A 14993-nucleotide genomic window follows, 5' to 3' on the forward strand; every position below is an offset into this window, starting at 1 on the left:
TCGCGATCGTAGCCACGTCCTGCGCTGCGTCAAGGCGCGCGGGGCCGTGTCAGTCGCTGCCGCTCCATCCCGCCCCACACCCCGCGCTTGAATCCTTGACCCAGCTGCGGCCGCGTCTTCTTTGATCGCGGGACGACGAACTCAGGGGAACGGCGGCAACGGCGAGAGACGCCGCCGACTCAGCAGAAACATCCTTCACGCCGGGACTCGGAATCTAGGGGCCCGGTCAGCACAAACCGCACCACCAACGACAAGGGGAAATGCCTTGGTAGAAAGCATCGAAGTCGGACCCGGCCCATGCGACGAAGAGTCAGCGGACATCGGCAAGGCCGATTTCCCGGAACGAAATCGGGCCGAGTGCAAAGCGTTCATCAATCTGATCAAACGCGTGCTCGGTGAGCCGCCCGAGGGGGCATTGCTCTATACCAAGAGCAACCACGGCCACGACTACGGCACCTATCGCGAGGTCGCGGTGAAGATCACGGCGACCAACCCGGATGTCCGCGAGGCAGCGTATGAGTACGCGTATCGGTGCGAAGGCAACTCGCCGACCGCATGGGATGACGAAGCCCGAGCCGAACTCGCGCAAGCTGGTTTCCCGGTCAGTGTGGAGGCCTGAGCCATGTTTCATACCATCGGCTACAAGGGACACTACATTCACCTGTCCTACGTCGATCGCGTCGAGAAGATCGAGGCGCAGATCGTTGACGCGTCCGGCGGATTCGTCCTGAAAAAGCGCCGGACGTTGATCGGCGCAAAACGCGCCATCACGCGACATATTCAGGCGAGCGGGACGCCTGCCAACTGCCGTTAGGGGGAACCTATGCGCTTCAAACGGCAGGAACGGTATGAGTTTCGCGACACTAGCCGCAAACGCGCAGCGTTCGCGCGCAAGCAGCGCAAAGAGTGCGAGGCGCTTCCCCTTTTCGCGGACCAGATCGCGGCCGAGCAGATCACCGTTGATGAAGAGATGGAGCAGCGTCAACAGCAATGGGCGCGTCAGACGGTGACAGAGCGAGCCAGACGCGCCGAGGATTGGCGCAGGGGGCGCAAGCGGGTCCGCGAGTATCCGGAGCCCGTCCGCCGCGCATTGCTCGCTTACTGGCAGCAATGCAAATGGCCAGCGGATCCGAGCTACTTCCTGTCAATGCTCCATATGTACGATAACAATCGCCTGTCGATACAGGTAGCGTGAGGCTACGGGTAGCCTAATGCTACAGATGGCCTAACGCATGCGACGCCGGCCGAGTGCCGGCGTTGTTGTATCCGGTACCGCCGCAGCGATCCAGCCGGGACGCGGCACCTCGCGCGCCAGGCTGCGCCCGTCACGCAAGCTGACGACTTCGCGTCCCGGTGAACACTCACCCCCGCTCTTGGGACTGCGCCGCGTCCCGCGGACTTGCCCCGGCGCGTGCCATCCCCTCCAGCCTCGCTGCCTGCAGCAGCTCGGTGAGCGCGCTCGCCGCGCGGGGCGTTTCGCTTCGTCGTGCAGCAGCTCTCAGTGCCGAAACCCCGTCCCCCTCGTTCGCCGTCCTTTTCTCGCGATCGTAGCCACGTCCTGCGCTGCGTCAAGGCGCGCGGGGCCGTGTCAGTCGCTGCCGCTCCATCCCGCCCCAGCACCCCGCGCTTGAATCCTTGACCCAGCTACGGCCGCGTCTCCTTTTGATCGCGGGACGACGAACTCAGGGGAACGGCGGCAACGGCGAGAGACGCCGCCGACTCAGCAGAAACATCCTTCACGCCGGGACTTCGGAATCTAGGGGCCCGGTCAGCTTTGAACCGCCAACAGGAGGCAATGATGGTCAAGGAGGGGCGCTCCATCGCAAAGGCTATCGCAGCAGGCAACTATCACCAGATCACGGTGTACAGCACCACCGAATGCGGAACTCGCCGCATCGTGCGCCACTACGATCCCCCCGCTTGCGAATCATTGGACGAGGTTGTTTCGTGCTATCGCGGTCTGTTCGGCACCTTGGCCGAAGGCTTCACCGCAGAAGGTAGCCGCATTGCCGGTGGCTCGATTGGAGGCCGCTTTATTCAGGATGTTTGCGACGTGACGGAGCGCCTTCGATAGGGCTGTCACGCCGTGGATTGCAGTTGGTTTGCCGTTGCATCATTTCCATCACACAGGAGGCTTCACCATGAAATCGCTTTTTCTCGCTATCGCAGTAGCAGTGCTCTGTGCAGGTTGCGCAACCAGCGTCGGCAACGTCGCCATGAAGGAACAGAGCGCGGAGAGTATCAACGCGCAGATCACTGAAGGCAAGACAACCAAGGCCGAGATTCAAAGCACGCTCGGATCGCCGTCCAAGGTCAGTTTCAACGAAATGGGCGTTGAACAGTGGACGTACGAGTATGCCCGCTCGACCCCCAAAGCAATCAACTTTGTACCGATTGTCTCGGCCTTCGCACGCGGCGCAGACGTTCACAAAAAGCAATTGCTGATCTTGTTTGACGACGCTGGCCGCGTGAAGAAATTCACGTTCTCCGACTCGGTGGACGAGTTGAAGGCGGGATTGCTCGGATGACCGGAAAACACGGCGGGCGAGGGTGCAGCGCCCGCCAAACCTGCAAGGAGAATGATGAAACCAGCCGAAGTGAAAGGCCTTGCGAAGACGCTAGGCGGACCCGAAATGTCCGGTATCGCGCCCGGTGTGCCGGTGGCAGTGCAAACTGCTGCGGGGTGGATGCCCTACGTTGCGGGAGCCGGGGGCGCGCTGAAGCCCGTTGGCGATGAACCGGTGCCGACCAGTGCGGCAGCGCACGCATGCGCAATTGAGTTTTGCGCCAAGCGCTTCGCCGAGATTCTGGCCGACTGGCTCACCCCTGCGGAGCAGGCAGCAGTGGTCGAGCGAAACAGAAGTCAGATGGACCCGCTAGTTTGTCACTCCCACGACTTCTGCGACGCCAATATGGCGATGCTTGACGCGCTCCAGAGCGTCGGGATCATTAACGAGACGTTTTCGAGCTTGCCCGAAGAGGCAATGATCCTTTGGTGTGCTGTGTGGGATGAAGCGAAGCGTAGCGGGTTCTATTTTGAGGTTGCGGGCTGAGACTCGCCCTCGACCAGGCGGTTACTGAAACGGAGCAAACCTTGCAACTCGATAGCCAACGCATCCAGACCCGCAACCCGTTGGGGATCTTAGTCGTCTCGTTTAACGTCCTGCGCGACGGAATAGTAGTCGACAACGTCCCCACCCAAAGTCTTGCCTTCGAGCGCATGGATGCCCTTTGGGCCAAACGCCCGGAATCCGACAAGGTTGCCGAACAGCTTTACTCCGGCGACTAACCCCAGCATGACAGGGCACGCAGCGTCGCGCGCCCGCAGCTATCGTGCCGGGGCGCGGCACCTTGCATTCCTGCCTGACGTCAGGCACGCAAGCCGCCCACTTCCGCGCCCCGGAATCTCGAGACGCCCGCTCTTGGGGCTACGCCGCTCCGCGGTCTTGCCCCGGCGCGTGCCATCCCCTCCAGCTTCGCCGCCTGCAGCGGCTCAGTGAGCGCGCTCGCCGCGCGGGGCGTTTTCCCTCGCGACATACCTGCCTGCCGAAATCCCCGTCCCCTGTGTTCCCGTCCTTTTCGCGACAGTAGCTGCTCGCGCTTGCCGGTCAAGGCGGGCGGGACCGTGTTGTCGCTTCGCGACTGCCCGCACCACCTCCCGCCCTTGAATCCTTGACCGTCGCACGCTTCGCGCTCCTTTTGTCGCGGGACGATGAACTCAGGGGAACGGCGGTAGCTTCGGAAGGAAGCCGTCGACTCGGGAAAACAACTTAGGCCGGGACTTCAGAATCTTGGGGCCCGGCGGTCCCACCACATCATCAATCTTTTTTGTGAGGAACTGCCATGCAAACCGTGAACGCCCAAGATGCCAACGTGAACACCACGGACAACGTGTCCGCCGTCGAACTGCCGAACGCGATCAGCGCCGGGGCGGCAGTCGAAATGATTCCGCTCCGGTCGTTGGTCGAGTCGCCGTACAATCAGCGCAAGAAGGCGCGCACGGAGGCGACTATCTTGGAATTCGCGGACAACATCAGGGCAGTCGGACTGCTGCAGAATCTCGTCGTCCATCCGATGAAGAAGCGCGCAAAGAAAGCGCAGACCTACGGCGTTGCCGCTGGCGAGACGCGTCGCCTCGGTCTGCTGTTCAACGTCGAGCGCGGCGACATTACGTCCGACTATCTGGTCCCCTGCAAGGTCATTTCGGAAGCGGACGCAATTCTCACCAGTGCCACGGAGAACGATCTGCGTAAGCCACCGCATCCGGCGGACCAGTTCATCGCCTACAAAGCCCTCACAGACCAAGGCCGCAGCCCCGAATTCATCGCGGCGGTGTTCAAGGTCACGCCGAAAACCGTGGCCGGTCATCTGAAACTGGCGAGCGTATCGCCCAAGCTGTTCGACCTCTTCGCAGACGACGAAATGGAGCTTGAGCAGATTCAGGCGCTTGCGATGACCGACGATCATCAGACACAGGAGGCCGTGTGGTTTGGCGCTCAGAGCGATTGGGCGCGTAACCCCCGCGAACTGCGCGCCCGTCTTAAAGGCGACAAGCTGTCGCTGAATGACCGCATGGTGCGCTTCGTTACGGTCGAAGCGTATGAAGCCGCAGGCGGCATGGTCGAACGTGATCTCTTTTCGGAGAACGACGAAGGTTTCATTCTGAACCGCGACGTGTTGATGCGCGTCTTCGATCAACGAGTCGCCAGCGAAGTCAAAACCATCGAGGCCGAAGGCTGGGCTTGGGTCGAATCGCGCCCGAAGTTCGACTACGACGAGCATAACCAGTTCACGCAACTGTACGCCCAACCGGCCCCACTGAACCCGGAGCAACAGCAACACTTCGACGCGCTGCAAAAGCGCTATGACGAGGTCACGGACGCGCTCCAGGCGCATTACGACGTGGACGAGGGGGAGGACGGACATCTGAGCGACGAGGTCGTTGAAGGGCTCGAAGCTGAGGACAACAAGCTGGCTTGCGAAATCGCCGAAATCGAGGAACGCGAAGGTGAATTCACGCCCGCACAGATGCAGGTCAGCGGCGCTATCGTCTACGTGAGCCATAACGGTGGCCTCACTGTGCATCGTGGCCTTGTTCGCCGCGAAGATCGCGAGGAAGCGCGCACGATGATGCAGGATAGCGGTGTCGAGCTTCCACGCAGCATGACGAAGAAGGAGAAGAGCGCTCACTCGGAAAAGCTTCTCCTGAACCTGACCGCTCACCGCACGGCAGCGGTTCAGTCAGCGCTCGCGATGAACGCGAATGTTGCGCTGGTCACCATCGTGCATAAGCTTGCGCTCGATTTCCTCTATACCGGCTATATCGATGGTGCGAGCGTCGTTCAGGTCAGCAGCAGGGAAGCGTTTCACGATATGAGCCGTGCCGCCCCCGAACTGGAGCAGAACGAGCACGCGCGCGGACTGCGCGAATACGTGCAGACGTGGCGCAAGCTGCTGCCCGCGAACCCGAACGAGCTTTTCGGGTGGCTCCTTGAGCAGCCGCAAGACCGCCTCCTGAACGTCCTGTCGGTCTGCACCGCGCTGAGCATCAACGGCGTGAGCCGCAACGATGCCCCCAATGCGGTCAACGCAATTGCCGGTGCGCTTGACCTGAACCTGTCGGCCTACTGGCAACCGACCCGCGAGAGCTATCTGAACCATGTTTCGAAGGATCGCATCGTCGCCGTGGTCAGCGGGGTGGTCTCGGCGGAAGAAGGCAAGCGAGTCGGCAAGATGAAGAAGGGCGAAGCAGCGGAAGCTGCTGAAAAGTTGCTCGCTGGCAAGAACTGGTTGCCCGAATTCATGTCCGCAGCAGAAGTGCATCAGGTCCGCTATTACGCCAACGACGCGGACGAGGATACGGACGAAGCAGATGACGAGCAGGGCGGCGACGCCAACGGAGCAGAGCTTGCCGATCACGTGGAAGCTGCGCAAGGCGAAACGGTCCACGTCACCGACAACGCCGAGCCGTGGCACTTCCCGAAGGCGGCAGACTTCGCACAGCAGTCCGATGACGTCGCCCCGGCACCGGCCAATGTCGTGCGCCCGATCGGCACCGCACTCGCTCTCAACCCTGCCGCAGCCTGGCCGTTCCCGCCGACCAACCCGGGAGCATTCAAGTCAGTCCAGCAAGCGGCCTGATTCCGTCTCTCTCCCCTCGGGTCTTCGGACCCTTTAGCCCCGCCTCGCAGCGGGGTTTTTTTTCGTCCGCGCGCGAGGATGGGTTGCCCCGGTTCGTCCGCCCAAAGTGCGCTGCGGCTTTCCTCCGGTGCGCGCCTACCGGCGCTACACACCGTTGGAAAGCCGCAGCGGAGATGACGATCGGCTTTGCCGACCAAAGGGGGAACCCCGTACCGGTTCCCCCTTGGAACCCCTTCCCCCGGCCCATCTACCGCAAGTGAAATATAAATTGTAGTCAGTGATCGAAGTGAATAAAATATAGATGTCTGTTCGCGAGCGAACAGATAAAAAGAAAAGCCACACGAAGAACGACCGAGGATGACCAACCTCTCAGCACCAAAAACCGAACCGACGCGCGCTGCAATCACCGCTTTCGCGGTGACGCGCGCGCGTCGGTTCGACGCTTTATCCGTGACTGCTTCGTACGGAACCTGCTTCACTCTGTCGGAGATCTTTCGATTGCTCGTGTCTCGCGCTCCCTGTCGGAGTCGAGGCGTCGATATAGATCGTGACCGGCAGAACGCCGGCTTCCCTGACCCACGGAATGCTACGCGCATGAATTCGACGCGCGTTCACTCGTTGGCTGATTTGCGCGCCGCGACAGCCTGTTTGAAGAATGTATTCTTGCTGACTGCCTGACTCTTACCAATGCTCAGTTCGATCGTGCTTGCTTTCCTCGCCGGACGTCTTTCGACACAGACTGAGCCACCGGTTACGGTCGTGAAACTTGCCCGGCATCGAGTGGTCCGGTCGATTGTTCTCGAACTGTTTGCATGGTCACTGGTGGCCCTTTCGTCCGGCGCACTCATCTGGATCATTGCTCCATTTGTGGTTGCCGCTCTGCACTTCTGTAGTCCGGTACTCGCTTCTCATCTGAACTTTGTCCCGCCGGCGGGATGTTCTGCCGCACAAGGAAACTGGTTCGTTGTCAAGCGCGTGATGATCGGCTATCTCGCGCTGTGCCTGGTATGTGCTGTGTTATTCGCATGCTGGTTCGCGGCTGCGCATTGGTTTGAGTCGAAGTCAGGAAAGGTCGCACCGCGCTGGTCGGTGATCCTTGATGAATCTGAGCATGATTAAGACTGCTTTTCCGGGGCGTCTTTGCATCGCAAAGACCGGCTATGTTGCGCTACGCCCGCAAACAGCACGGGCTAAGCGTCGAGCCTCCGCAGGAGTCTCGCCCCTCTCCCTGCGGTCGGGGCTGCCAGCGCCTCGCCGATCGGTCGCTGCGCTCCCGAAAAGTCTCACCGTGCAAACGCTGTGCTTTGTTGTTGTTGTTGTTGTTGTTGTCGTAGTTGTCCCTCGGAAGCAGTACCTTCGCCCCGTTCGCGCGGGGCTTTTTTTTCGCTGCGCTCCTCGTTCATTCGAACGCGCTGTTCAGTCGCGCCTTCAGCGCGAGAAGGCGCTCGCCGCGCGGCGCTTAGCCTCGGTCGATCTCCGTGCCGAAACCCCGTCCCCTGTTTCCCCGTCCACCACCGCGACAGTAGTCATGCCATCGCACCGGTCAAGGCGCGCGGGGCCGTGTTGTCGCTGCGCGACTGCCCGCACCCACCCCGCGCTTGAATCCTTGACCGCTGCTCATGCATGCCTCTTTTTGTCGCGGGACGAGGAACTCAGGGGAACGGCGGCAGCTTCGAAAGGAGCCGCTTTCTCGGCAAAGCACGATACGCCGGGACTCCGAATCTAGGGGCCCGGTCAGCGCAAAAACAGGGGGTAGTGATGGATCAGCAGGCACTCGACAGCACAGAAGTCATCGTTCAGCACGACGGACCGGAATTCATTGTCCGGACCGAGTTTCGCACTGAAATTCACGACGATGCCGACTCCGAAACCCAAACCCTTCTCTTTACGCTTTCCCGTGACGCCGATATCGAAGCGATCAAGCAGGCATTGAGCATTTATCGCCGTGCATTTCAGAGGGGTGTTGCCGAGGGTCGCCGCGCCAAGCTCGCGGAATTCCGCGTATGGCTTGCCGAATAACCTCACAGAGTCGAACCTGACATGTACGCCATCATGACCAGAAGAAACTCCGCCGCAGAAGACCGCGCCCTGGCTCAAACGCTCGCATCCGCCCGGCATTCGCGCGTGACGCCCCGCAATGCTGCGACCGGCACCGCATCGCAGCTTTCTGCTACCCAACGCACCACGCTGACAGAACCCGGGCAACGGCTGTTTCTGGCTGTACCGAGCGGCGATCTGCCAAAGGCGCGGGCGCTTGGTGCCGAGTGGGACAGAGAACAGCGCGTGTGCTGGATCCCCGCATCGGCAGACCGGACGCCATTTTCGAAGTGGCTGCTTGACGGCAACGCGCTCCAGACTGTTGGTCTGAACGAGTCGGAGGGGCTCGCGTCGTTCGCGGACGCAATGGAAGACTACGGTCTGCAGCGAGAGACACCCGTTGCCGATGGAAAATGGCATAACGTCCTGCTCAAAGGCGCGAAAGGGCAGAAGAAGGGCGCCTATATCCTGAGTCTCAGTCCAGTCCCGAAAGGCTTCATCCGCAACTTTCTCGGCCGCGAGGGTTCCTGGCACTACGACGGTATCCGTCTAACCCCCGAACAACGGGCCGTGCTGAACGCGCAAGAGCGCGAGCGGGCGATCGCTCGTGAACGCGAGGTCGAGCGTGAACATGCCGCGATCGCCGAGAAGACGGAAGCAATTCTGGCAACCCTCTCCGAGTCGGACGCGTCGCGCCACGGGTATTGCACTCGCAAGAATGTAGGCGCTTACGGCGTGCGCGTCGCGCGAAACGCGGTCCATGACATTGCCGGACTGTTGAATCTCGAATCGTTCCGCAGCAGCAAGGAATCCTTCCTCGTTGTTCCCGCGCGCGACGTCGACGGGAAGCTCTGGACCGTGCAGGCAATCTCCGACAGGTCGAATGGTCTGAAGCTTTTCGCGAGCGGCGCTCGCAAGAAAGGCACGTTCCACATCATCGGAGCGGATGGCATCGCGGCATTGTGTGTGTGCCCGGCCGTGTTATTGGTTGAGGGCTATGCGACCGGTGCAAGCCTGTTCGAATCGACAGGCCTGCCCGTTGTCGTCTGTTTTGACGCGGGCAATCTTGTGGAGGTTGCCAAAGCCTTGCGGCCGCGCCTGCCCAAATCCCAGGCGAAGATCGTTTGCGGCGACAACGACCAGTTCTTTATCGAGAAGGCGCTTGCGAAAATCGAGACCGTCATGCCGCGCGGTCTCGCAGCGAGCACGTCCGTCAAGGTGTTCGCCGGCAACGATTCACTCCAGCGTGACGTTAGCCTCGCGGGCTATCAGCCGGATGGAGCATGGCACCAGTCGCCCAAGGGCAAGTACAAGCTCGAACTGGAGACCATGCAGGGCGTCGTGCGATCTGTCACGGCGCATGTCGTCGCAAACGGACGCGACAACGACATCCGGCTGGTTCAGCGAAACAAAGGCCTCGAATCATCAACTGAGGCGGCCCGAGCGATTGGGGGCATCGCCCTGCTGCCGTCTTTCGAATCAGTCGTCGGCAGTCCCACCGACTTTAATGACCTTGCGAACGCGGAGGGCCGCGCAAGGGTCGCGACGTTTGTCGCGAGCGTCCTGCCGTTTGATCTACCTGCGCGCCACGTACAGCCCTGATGGAGGCAATGATGCCCACACTTCACTATTTCCACGAGCTTTCCTCTGCCCAGCGTGACGAGGCCCGGACGCTCGCCCCAAGCAACGCGCCCGAGGCTCAGTGTTACGTGGTCGGGTCCGCGGGGCAGATCATTCGCGCAGTCGAACTGAAGCCACTTTTTCCGACCGGAGAACTGGCCGCCGGCGAAGTTGTTCGCGCGCAGCTCGCCAGCGCGGGCCGGTCGGAGATCGAGTTTGCCTTGCGGCATGCAACAGGCGACTGGTCCGAAATGACTCCAGACGAGCAGGCTCGGAACCTGATCGCGATCGAGCAGGGCGGCGCCGTACTGTCCCGCTTCTCCCTGCGCGCCGATCACAGCGTCTATGTGCTGACGAACGCGCAGCGTAGCAGCACCACCATCCTGGCGGGCGTCGGCCAGCCAGCCGATTTCGAGTAACGCTCACCTGCAGAGATCCGGAGGAAGCGTCATGGCCAAGGCACTACGCATTTCGTTTCAAGCATTCGCGGGTTTGTCCGATAACGAGCTATCCGACGTCATCCGTGAAGCCTGCGACCACTCCCGGGCCGAAGCCCGCATGTACACCGACACCGACCGCGACGCGCACCGCGCGCGCAAGCGTCGCCAGGCGCAACGCGAACGCACCGTCACCAATGACGTCACCGCAGCATCGCAGCCGTGCCGCGCTGCATAACTACAGGACTTGAAAAATCATGAGAGCACACATCGCTCTGGTTTCCATCATCGTCGCACTCGCGTGTCGAAACGCAGGCGCGGCCGACAGCTGGGCCGCCGAAGTCCAGCAGGCCGTGCAGACGCGTACGGCCACAGCGCCGACAACGCGGGAGAACTGGCACGCGTTTTCGCCTGACGGCATCGGTATGCCGCTGGTGATGTTCGGTGTGTATTCCGCCCACCAGTCGATCCACATGCTCGCTTACGTCCTGACCTATCGCCCCTTGCTCGAAGCGCTTGCGCAGAAGGCCCGGGAAGGCGTTACCGTGTCAGTCGTCGTCGACTATAACGAGAACATTGCAAACGACCGCGACGGTTATATCCGCCGCGGTCTCGCATACCTTGCGCGATCGGGTGCGGCCGTTTGTGCCACCAGTCAATTCCGCATCATGCACGACAAGGACATGGTTCTCGACGGGCACAGCGTTCAAACCGGCAGTCTCAACTACACCGAGGCCGGCGCTCGTTCCAACAGCGAGGACGCGGTTATCGAGTGGAACGACCAGGCAGGTGCAGCGGACTTCGAGCAGCACTTCGAGTCACGTCTTGCCGGATGCCGGCCGATCTAAACGGAGACGACATCATGGGCTCCAACTGGAACGAACCTACACCCGGGCTGCAGTCGCAACACATCGAGCTGCTGCCCGCGCTGAACGCGGCCGTCATCCTTTCGCAGGTGCTATCGGCACGCGTGCTGAATGGCTTGCCGATCCGCCCTACGCAATGGAACACGCTCGAGTGTCGTGTGAACGAATGGCGATTCTTGCTGGCCAGCGACCGCTCACGCCTGGATCCGCTGACCCGTATCCACCTGAACATTCTGAGGCAGCTCATGAAGGCGATCCTTGACGAGCATCGACGTGAGGCGGACGCCGGCGCCGAAGTATGGGCAGACCTGCAGCCTATTGTCCGCGCGGCAAACGACCATCTGCAGGGCTTTCCGATGAGGGTCCGCAAGGGCACGGCGCAGCGTCGACGTCCGCCGGCGACGGATAGCCGTGAGCAGATGGTCGACGCATGAATCGCTGACGCTCAGCCGGGTATGACCGGGCGCATGCAGATCTTTGGTCTGGCTGCGCTTTTTTTTCGTCTGTGCATTTCACCGGATCTGAATCGTGTCTGTCATCGGCGCCCGGATGGGAAAACACAGCAACACCTAAGACAGAGAAGCGAGGGACATTTCCGGGCGTTGCCCGGAAACCGCTATGGCGTGCTCCGCTCGCGTAGCGAGCTGCGCATCGAGCCCCTAGCGGGTCTCGACCCTTCGGGCTTTCAGCGCTTGCCTTTCGGCTGACGCCGACCAAAAGGGACTGGCGTCCCTTCTGGACATCCAACTGCCTGGAATGATGCGAACTGCGTTCGCATGAGGGCGCTCGCCGCGCGGCGTTTTTGCCCTCGCGCGGAATCCGGCCACCGCGGGCCAGCCCCCTTAGTTCGTCGTCCTGTTTCGCGACCGTAGCCCTCCACCGTGTCCGGACAAGGGTTCGCTTCGCCGTGTCCTCACCCGTTCGGTGCTCGCCTGCGGCTGCGCTCCGCATGCGGCCTCCGGGCACGCCCTTGTCCAGCCACGGCTCCGGGCTCCTTTAGTCGCGGGACGACGAACTAAGGGGACTGGCGGCAGCACGGTAGCAGCTGCCGATCGCGCAAAAACCACCCCTACGAAGGGACTCAGAATCTTGGGTCCCGGTCAGCCTGAAACCCTTAAAACCAGCCGGAGCGCACAGACATGAAATCGAATCTTCTTCGCCGTATCGCCGCTTACTTTCTCGGTTGCGAGGAAGCCGCACCCATCCGCGTGTTGCACACGTGGCGTCGGCAGGAGGATGACGTGCGCGCTGTGCGTCTGGAAACAGAACTGAATGGCGAGGCAAAGCGCGTGACGCTGTACCGCCACGCTCCCGGCTGCTGGTCCCCGATGCCCCTCTAAGGAAACCGACCCATGAACGAACTTCTTTCTCTCGCGCTCGACGCGCGCGTAATGTGGGCACTGTCCCGCATCGAAATGACGGCCGCAGGCATGGTATCGGACTCCGCTATCGACCTGATGAACCGGGCAACGTGGGCCGCCGAATCGGTTGGCGCCGGAGCGTACGGCCATGACCCGATGCCCGCGCTTCTGGCAGACGTACCGCAGCTTGCACAGGCATGGAGGGCCGGCTACGCGGTCGAAGAGGAATTCGCGCGCCAGGCGAACATCCGACACAAGCAGATGCGCGAAATGATCCGTTCTGCAGGTGGCAATGATGGCACGGGCACCCCCTGCCGGATTCACGGCTAACGGAGGACTTGCCATGAACCGCATTGCTTCTTCCCTGCAGGTGGATCTGCTGATTGCGTCGAACGACGTAGTGATCACAGCAGAAGCCAGCGATGGCGTACACGTTACGCCGTATCGCGGCAAGTGCAACCGCCGCGCAATCCTTTCGTTTCTGGAGTCCGCAGGCGCGAAGGCGCGCGCAATCGTCTACAGCCACGAGGACAAGGTTGGGCCTATCGGCCTGGACGTTCTTTCGGGTGAGCCTTTCACGTGGATTGTCGCCTGAGCCGCGACGCGTCCGAACCTAACGGAGATACAACCATGCCGGACATTTCCATTGAGCAGCTCGAAGCCGCGATCAACATCTGGCGTAACCGCAAGCCCAGCCCCGAGGGCAACGATCAGGCCCCGGCGCTCTGTGCTGAAGCGCGCGCGCTCGCTGACGTGTACGGCACGATGATTTTCAAAGGCTCGAAGACAGTCGACACCGCGACTTTCAACGAAATCCAGACCGCAGCATATGCGGCAGCAACCCCCGAACGTTACGCCTGAGAGGTTCCGAAAATGCAAATCGTCTGCACCCTGCAACACGAAACCATCTCGGATGTCGATCGTGCTGGCCGTCCGTATACTCTCGCTCTGACCCACTATCACGAAGCGGAAACCGGCCAGCTTATCCGGACCCGAGGCCGCGTCATCAACACCATGAGCACTGAACAGTGGCGAGCCCCCGAAGTTGCATCCGCAGAATGCGAGCGGCACGACGCGCCGACGGCCAATCAGCGCGCGAGTGACTTCGCGCCCGTGGCAGAGCAACGCACAGACGACGGTAGCCGAATGCTGTCATGGAAGCTGATGAAGGCGACCGAAGCGGCGTGTCAGAGCGTGTGCATGGGCGAAGAGGCGGCGGATCACTACGGCTACATTTACAGCAAGTGGGGCCGATTGGCCGACTAGTGGCGAGGATTCGTCGCAGGCTGGGTGAATGACGAGGTGTTTATTCAGTTGACTCTAACGCGGCGGATCGCGCGTTTTATTTCTCGCCAGTAAGGAGAATGATCATGTGCGGATTGGGGTACGAAGATGCGTGCGAGGAAATCGTCACGCGCGCAGAAGCAGGGGCGGAGATCGCAAAGCATGACTGCGAGGGCGGGTTCCCGGCATTCCTCGCAGACGTTGGCGACCGCGCCGAATATCAGGGCAAGGAAGTGCTCGACTGGCTTGGATACTGAGGCAAAAATGCAATTCAATCGCGTTTTGGATACCGACCATGCACCCCACACGGTAGCTGTCCGCATGAGCCGATCCGGTATCAAGCTGATCGCCGAGGCGGTCAGAGCAGGTGAACCGGACTTGCTGGCCGGGAACGAGCCAGCAACCTTTTTCCTCAAAGACCTGACCGGCGCGGTGCTGATCGAGATTGCACCGCAAGTCGCATGGACACATGCGGCGCTGTTCGCTCTGGTCGATAGCGCGGCGATCATCGAACAGGTCAAGCAAAGCGGCGGAGCTGACGCATATGTCGGTAATGTCTGGATAGGCGGGACCGAAGTTTAGGAGCAAACGGCCTGCAAGATGGGCCGTCCTTTTCCCGAGGAAATTTCAGTGGCCGTCGTATCCAGCCGGACCGGGGCACGCATCGCGCCAGGCTACTGCCTGTCACGCTACGTGCAAGCGTCCCGCTCCGGAGTCAGAGAAGGTACGCTCTAGGGGCTTCGCCCCGGCGCTGGCCACCCAACAGTGCCGCAAGCGGCATGAATGAAACGCAACCCGCTAAAGTGGGACGACGGCGGCTCCCACGTCGTCATCCACCGCGGCGGGTCCTGCCTGAATTGGTCTGAGGTCGCACGCATCCGCCGGCATCCGCATTTCTCTCAAATTCCAAGCTCGAGCCGGCCGACAACAATCGCCGCACCGGCGCCATTGCAGTCTAGCCCGCGATCGCCAGCTCGACGGCTGAACCAAACACGTTTGCTGCGGCCGTCGGCCGCAACAAACCGGCGCTTTCTGGATTCTCGGGAATTGCCAGCTGCCGCCCGGCACCTGCTGAATTACCGGATCCAGTGTTTTGATCTGTGGCTACCGTCAGCGTGCTGCCGGCGCAATATGAATCAACACCACCAGCAAAGACGAAGAGGCGAGGGGCATTTCCGGGCGTTGCCCGGAAACCGCTATGGCGTGCTCCGCTCGCGTCGCGAGCTGCGCATCGAGCCCCTTGCGGG

The 14993-nt window shown here is 61.4% G+C and carries 22 protein-coding genes; all 22 read left to right on the forward strand.

Features of this window, described 5'->3' with window-relative positions; genetic code table 11:
- Nucleotides 1-265 precede the first annotated feature (265 nt).
- The 22 genes from AWB69_RS43455 to AWB69_RS43555 all read left to right on the forward strand — a co-directional run bounded on the left by AWB69_RS43455 (nt 266) and on the right by AWB69_RS43555 (nt 14328).
- Nucleotides 266-619, forward strand: coding sequence for a hypothetical protein (locus AWB69_RS43455; RefSeq protein WP_062092940.1), 354 nt, complete (start codon nt 266-268; stop codon nt 617-619).
- A gap of 3 nt (nt 620-622) precedes the next feature.
- Complete coding sequence (locus AWB69_RS43460; RefSeq protein ID WP_062092941.1) at nt 623-814, forward strand: hypothetical protein; 192 nt, start codon at nt 623-625, stop codon at nt 812-814.
- A gap of 9 nt (nt 815-823) precedes the next feature.
- Nucleotides 824-1195, forward strand: coding sequence for a hypothetical protein (locus tag AWB69_RS43465; RefSeq protein WP_062092942.1), 372 nt, complete (start codon nt 824-826; stop codon nt 1193-1195).
- Between the two features lie 600 nt (nt 1196-1795).
- Nucleotides 1796-2074 (forward strand): hypothetical protein, encoded by a 279-nt coding sequence (locus AWB69_RS43470; protein ID WP_137954140.1) that lies wholly within the window; start codon nt 1796-1798, stop codon nt 2072-2074.
- Nucleotides 2075-2141: 67 nt separating this feature from the next.
- Entirely contained in the window at nt 2142-2528 is a 387-nt protein-coding gene (gene bamE, locus AWB69_RS43475) for an outer membrane protein assembly factor BamE domain-containing protein (protein ID WP_062092944.1), read from the forward strand.
- Nucleotides 2529-2582: 54 nt separating this feature from the next.
- The gene (locus AWB69_RS43480; protein WP_156529194.1) at nt 2583-3053 is read left to right on the forward strand and encodes a hypothetical protein; all 471 of its coding nucleotides are present in this window, start codon (nt 2583-2585) and stop codon (nt 3051-3053) included.
- 41 nt (nt 3054-3094) lie between these two features.
- A complete protein-coding gene (locus AWB69_RS43485; protein WP_062092946.1) occupies nt 3095-3289 on the forward strand; it encodes a hypothetical protein in 195 nt (64 codons plus the stop codon).
- A gap of 554 nt (nt 3290-3843) precedes the next feature.
- Complete coding sequence (locus tag AWB69_RS43490) at nt 3844-6141, forward strand: ParB/RepB/Spo0J family partition protein (protein ID WP_062092947.1); 2298 nt, start codon at nt 3844-3846, stop codon at nt 6139-6141.
- Nucleotides 6142-6828: 687 nt separating this feature from the next.
- Nucleotides 6829-7260, forward strand: coding sequence for a hypothetical protein (locus AWB69_RS43495; RefSeq protein WP_062092948.1), 432 nt, complete (start codon nt 6829-6831; stop codon nt 7258-7260).
- 639 nt (nt 7261-7899) lie between these two features.
- Nucleotides 7900-8160, forward strand: coding sequence for a hypothetical protein (locus AWB69_RS43500; RefSeq protein ID WP_062092949.1), 261 nt, complete (start codon nt 7900-7902; stop codon nt 8158-8160).
- Nucleotides 8161-8193: 33 nt separating this feature from the next.
- The gene (locus AWB69_RS43505; protein ID WP_156529195.1) at nt 8194-9780 is read left to right on the forward strand and encodes a DUF5710 domain-containing protein; all 1587 of its coding nucleotides are present in this window, start codon (nt 8194-8196) and stop codon (nt 9778-9780) included.
- Between the two features lie 11 nt (nt 9781-9791).
- Nucleotides 9792-10217, forward strand: a complete 426-nt coding sequence (locus tag AWB69_RS43510; RefSeq protein WP_062092951.1) for a hypothetical protein — start codon at nt 9792-9794, stop codon at nt 10215-10217.
- Nucleotides 10218-10248: 31 nt separating this feature from the next.
- A complete protein-coding gene (locus tag AWB69_RS43515; RefSeq protein WP_062092952.1) occupies nt 10249-10473 on the forward strand; it encodes a hypothetical protein in 225 nt (74 codons plus the stop codon).
- Nucleotides 10474-10492: 19 nt separating this feature from the next.
- Nucleotides 10493-11083 (forward strand): phospholipase D-like domain-containing protein, encoded by a 591-nt coding sequence (locus AWB69_RS43520; RefSeq protein ID WP_062092953.1) that lies wholly within the window; start codon nt 10493-10495, stop codon nt 11081-11083.
- A 14-nt stretch (nt 11084-11097) separates the two neighbouring features.
- A complete protein-coding gene (locus tag AWB69_RS43525) occupies nt 11098-11535 on the forward strand; it encodes a hypothetical protein (protein WP_062092954.1) in 438 nt (145 codons plus the stop codon).
- 705 nt (nt 11536-12240) lie between these two features.
- A complete protein-coding gene (locus AWB69_RS43530) occupies nt 12241-12441 on the forward strand; it encodes a hypothetical protein (protein ID WP_062092955.1) in 201 nt (66 codons plus the stop codon).
- 12 nt (nt 12442-12453) lie between these two features.
- Entirely contained in the window at nt 12454-12792 is a 339-nt protein-coding gene (locus AWB69_RS43535) for a hypothetical protein (protein WP_062092956.1), read from the forward strand.
- Nucleotides 12793-12805: 13 nt separating this feature from the next.
- Nucleotides 12806-13057, forward strand: coding sequence for a hypothetical protein (locus tag AWB69_RS43540; protein WP_062092957.1), 252 nt, complete (start codon nt 12806-12808; stop codon nt 13055-13057).
- Between the two features lie 35 nt (nt 13058-13092).
- Nucleotides 13093-13323, forward strand: coding sequence for a DUF3717 domain-containing protein (locus AWB69_RS43545; protein WP_062092958.1), 231 nt, complete (start codon nt 13093-13095; stop codon nt 13321-13323).
- 12 nt (nt 13324-13335) lie between these two features.
- Nucleotides 13336-13728, forward strand: a complete 393-nt coding sequence (locus tag AWB69_RS43550) for a hypothetical protein (protein WP_062092959.1) — start codon at nt 13336-13338, stop codon at nt 13726-13728.
- Nucleotides 13729-13832: 104 nt separating this feature from the next.
- Nucleotides 13833-14003, forward strand: a complete 171-nt coding sequence (locus AWB69_RS49065; protein WP_197500477.1) for a hypothetical protein — start codon at nt 13833-13835, stop codon at nt 14001-14003.
- Nucleotides 14004-14010: 7 nt separating this feature from the next.
- Entirely contained in the window at nt 14011-14328 is a 318-nt protein-coding gene (locus AWB69_RS43555) for a hypothetical protein (RefSeq protein WP_062092960.1), read from the forward strand.
- The last annotated feature ends 665 nt before the right edge of the window (nt 14329-14993 follow it).

It is taken from the genome of Caballeronia udeis, assembly GCF_001544555.2.
Classification (GTDB): Bacteria; Pseudomonadota; Gammaproteobacteria; order Burkholderiales; family Burkholderiaceae; genus Caballeronia; species Caballeronia udeis.

Bases quoted from the DNA above. Each gene is read 5' to 3' on its own strand.
- AWB69_RS43495 (WP_062092948.1), top strand. From the start codon at position 6,829: ATGCTCAGTTCGATCGTGCTTGCTTTCCTCGCCGGACGTCTTTCGACA.
- AWB69_RS43470 (WP_137954140.1), top strand. From the start codon at position 1,796: ATGATGGTCAAGGAGGGGCGCTCCATCGCAAAGGCTATCGCAGCAGGC.
- bamE (WP_062092944.1), top strand. From the start codon at position 2,142: ATGAAATCGCTTTTTCTCGCTATCGCAGTAGCAGTGCTCTGTGCAGGT.
- AWB69_RS43500 (WP_062092949.1), top strand. From the start codon at position 7,900: ATGGATCAGCAGGCACTCGACAGCACAGAAGTCATCGTTCAGCACGAC.
- AWB69_RS43515 (WP_062092952.1), top strand. From the start codon at position 10,249: ATGGCCAAGGCACTACGCATTTCGTTTCAAGCATTCGCGGGTTTGTCC.
- AWB69_RS43480 (WP_156529194.1), top strand. From the start codon at position 2,583: ATGAAACCAGCCGAAGTGAAAGGCCTTGCGAAGACGCTAGGCGGACCC.
- AWB69_RS43460 (WP_062092941.1), top strand. From the start codon at position 623: ATGTTTCATACCATCGGCTACAAGGGACACTACATTCACCTGTCCTAC.
- AWB69_RS43540 (WP_062092957.1), top strand. From the start codon at position 12,806: ATGAACCGCATTGCTTCTTCCCTGCAGGTGGATCTGCTGATTGCGTCG.
- AWB69_RS43555 (WP_062092960.1), top strand. From the start codon at position 14,011: ATGCAATTCAATCGCGTTTTGGATACCGACCATGCACCCCACACGGTA.
- AWB69_RS43520 (WP_062092953.1), top strand. From the start codon at position 10,493: ATGAGAGCACACATCGCTCTGGTTTCCATCATCGTCGCACTCGCGTGT.
- AWB69_RS43545 (WP_062092958.1), top strand. From the start codon at position 13,093: ATGCCGGACATTTCCATTGAGCAGCTCGAAGCCGCGATCAACATCTGG.
- AWB69_RS43510 (WP_062092951.1), top strand. From the start codon at position 9,792: ATGCCCACACTTCACTATTTCCACGAGCTTTCCTCTGCCCAGCGTGAC.
- AWB69_RS43505 (WP_156529195.1), top strand. From the start codon at position 8,194: ATGACCAGAAGAAACTCCGCCGCAGAAGACCGCGCCCTGGCTCAAACG.
- AWB69_RS43550 (WP_062092959.1), top strand. From the start codon at position 13,336: ATGCAAATCGTCTGCACCCTGCAACACGAAACCATCTCGGATGTCGAT.
- AWB69_RS43465 (WP_062092942.1), top strand. From the start codon at position 824: ATGCGCTTCAAACGGCAGGAACGGTATGAGTTTCGCGACACTAGCCGC.
- AWB69_RS49065 (WP_197500477.1), top strand. From the start codon at position 13,833: ATGTGCGGATTGGGGTACGAAGATGCGTGCGAGGAAATCGTCACGCGC.
- AWB69_RS43535 (WP_062092956.1), top strand. From the start codon at position 12,454: ATGAACGAACTTCTTTCTCTCGCGCTCGACGCGCGCGTAATGTGGGCA.
- AWB69_RS43490 (WP_062092947.1), top strand. From the start codon at position 3,844: ATGCAAACCGTGAACGCCCAAGATGCCAACGTGAACACCACGGACAAC.
- AWB69_RS43530 (WP_062092955.1), top strand. From the start codon at position 12,241: ATGAAATCGAATCTTCTTCGCCGTATCGCCGCTTACTTTCTCGGTTGC.
- AWB69_RS43525 (WP_062092954.1), top strand. From the start codon at position 11,098: ATGGGCTCCAACTGGAACGAACCTACACCCGGGCTGCAGTCGCAACAC.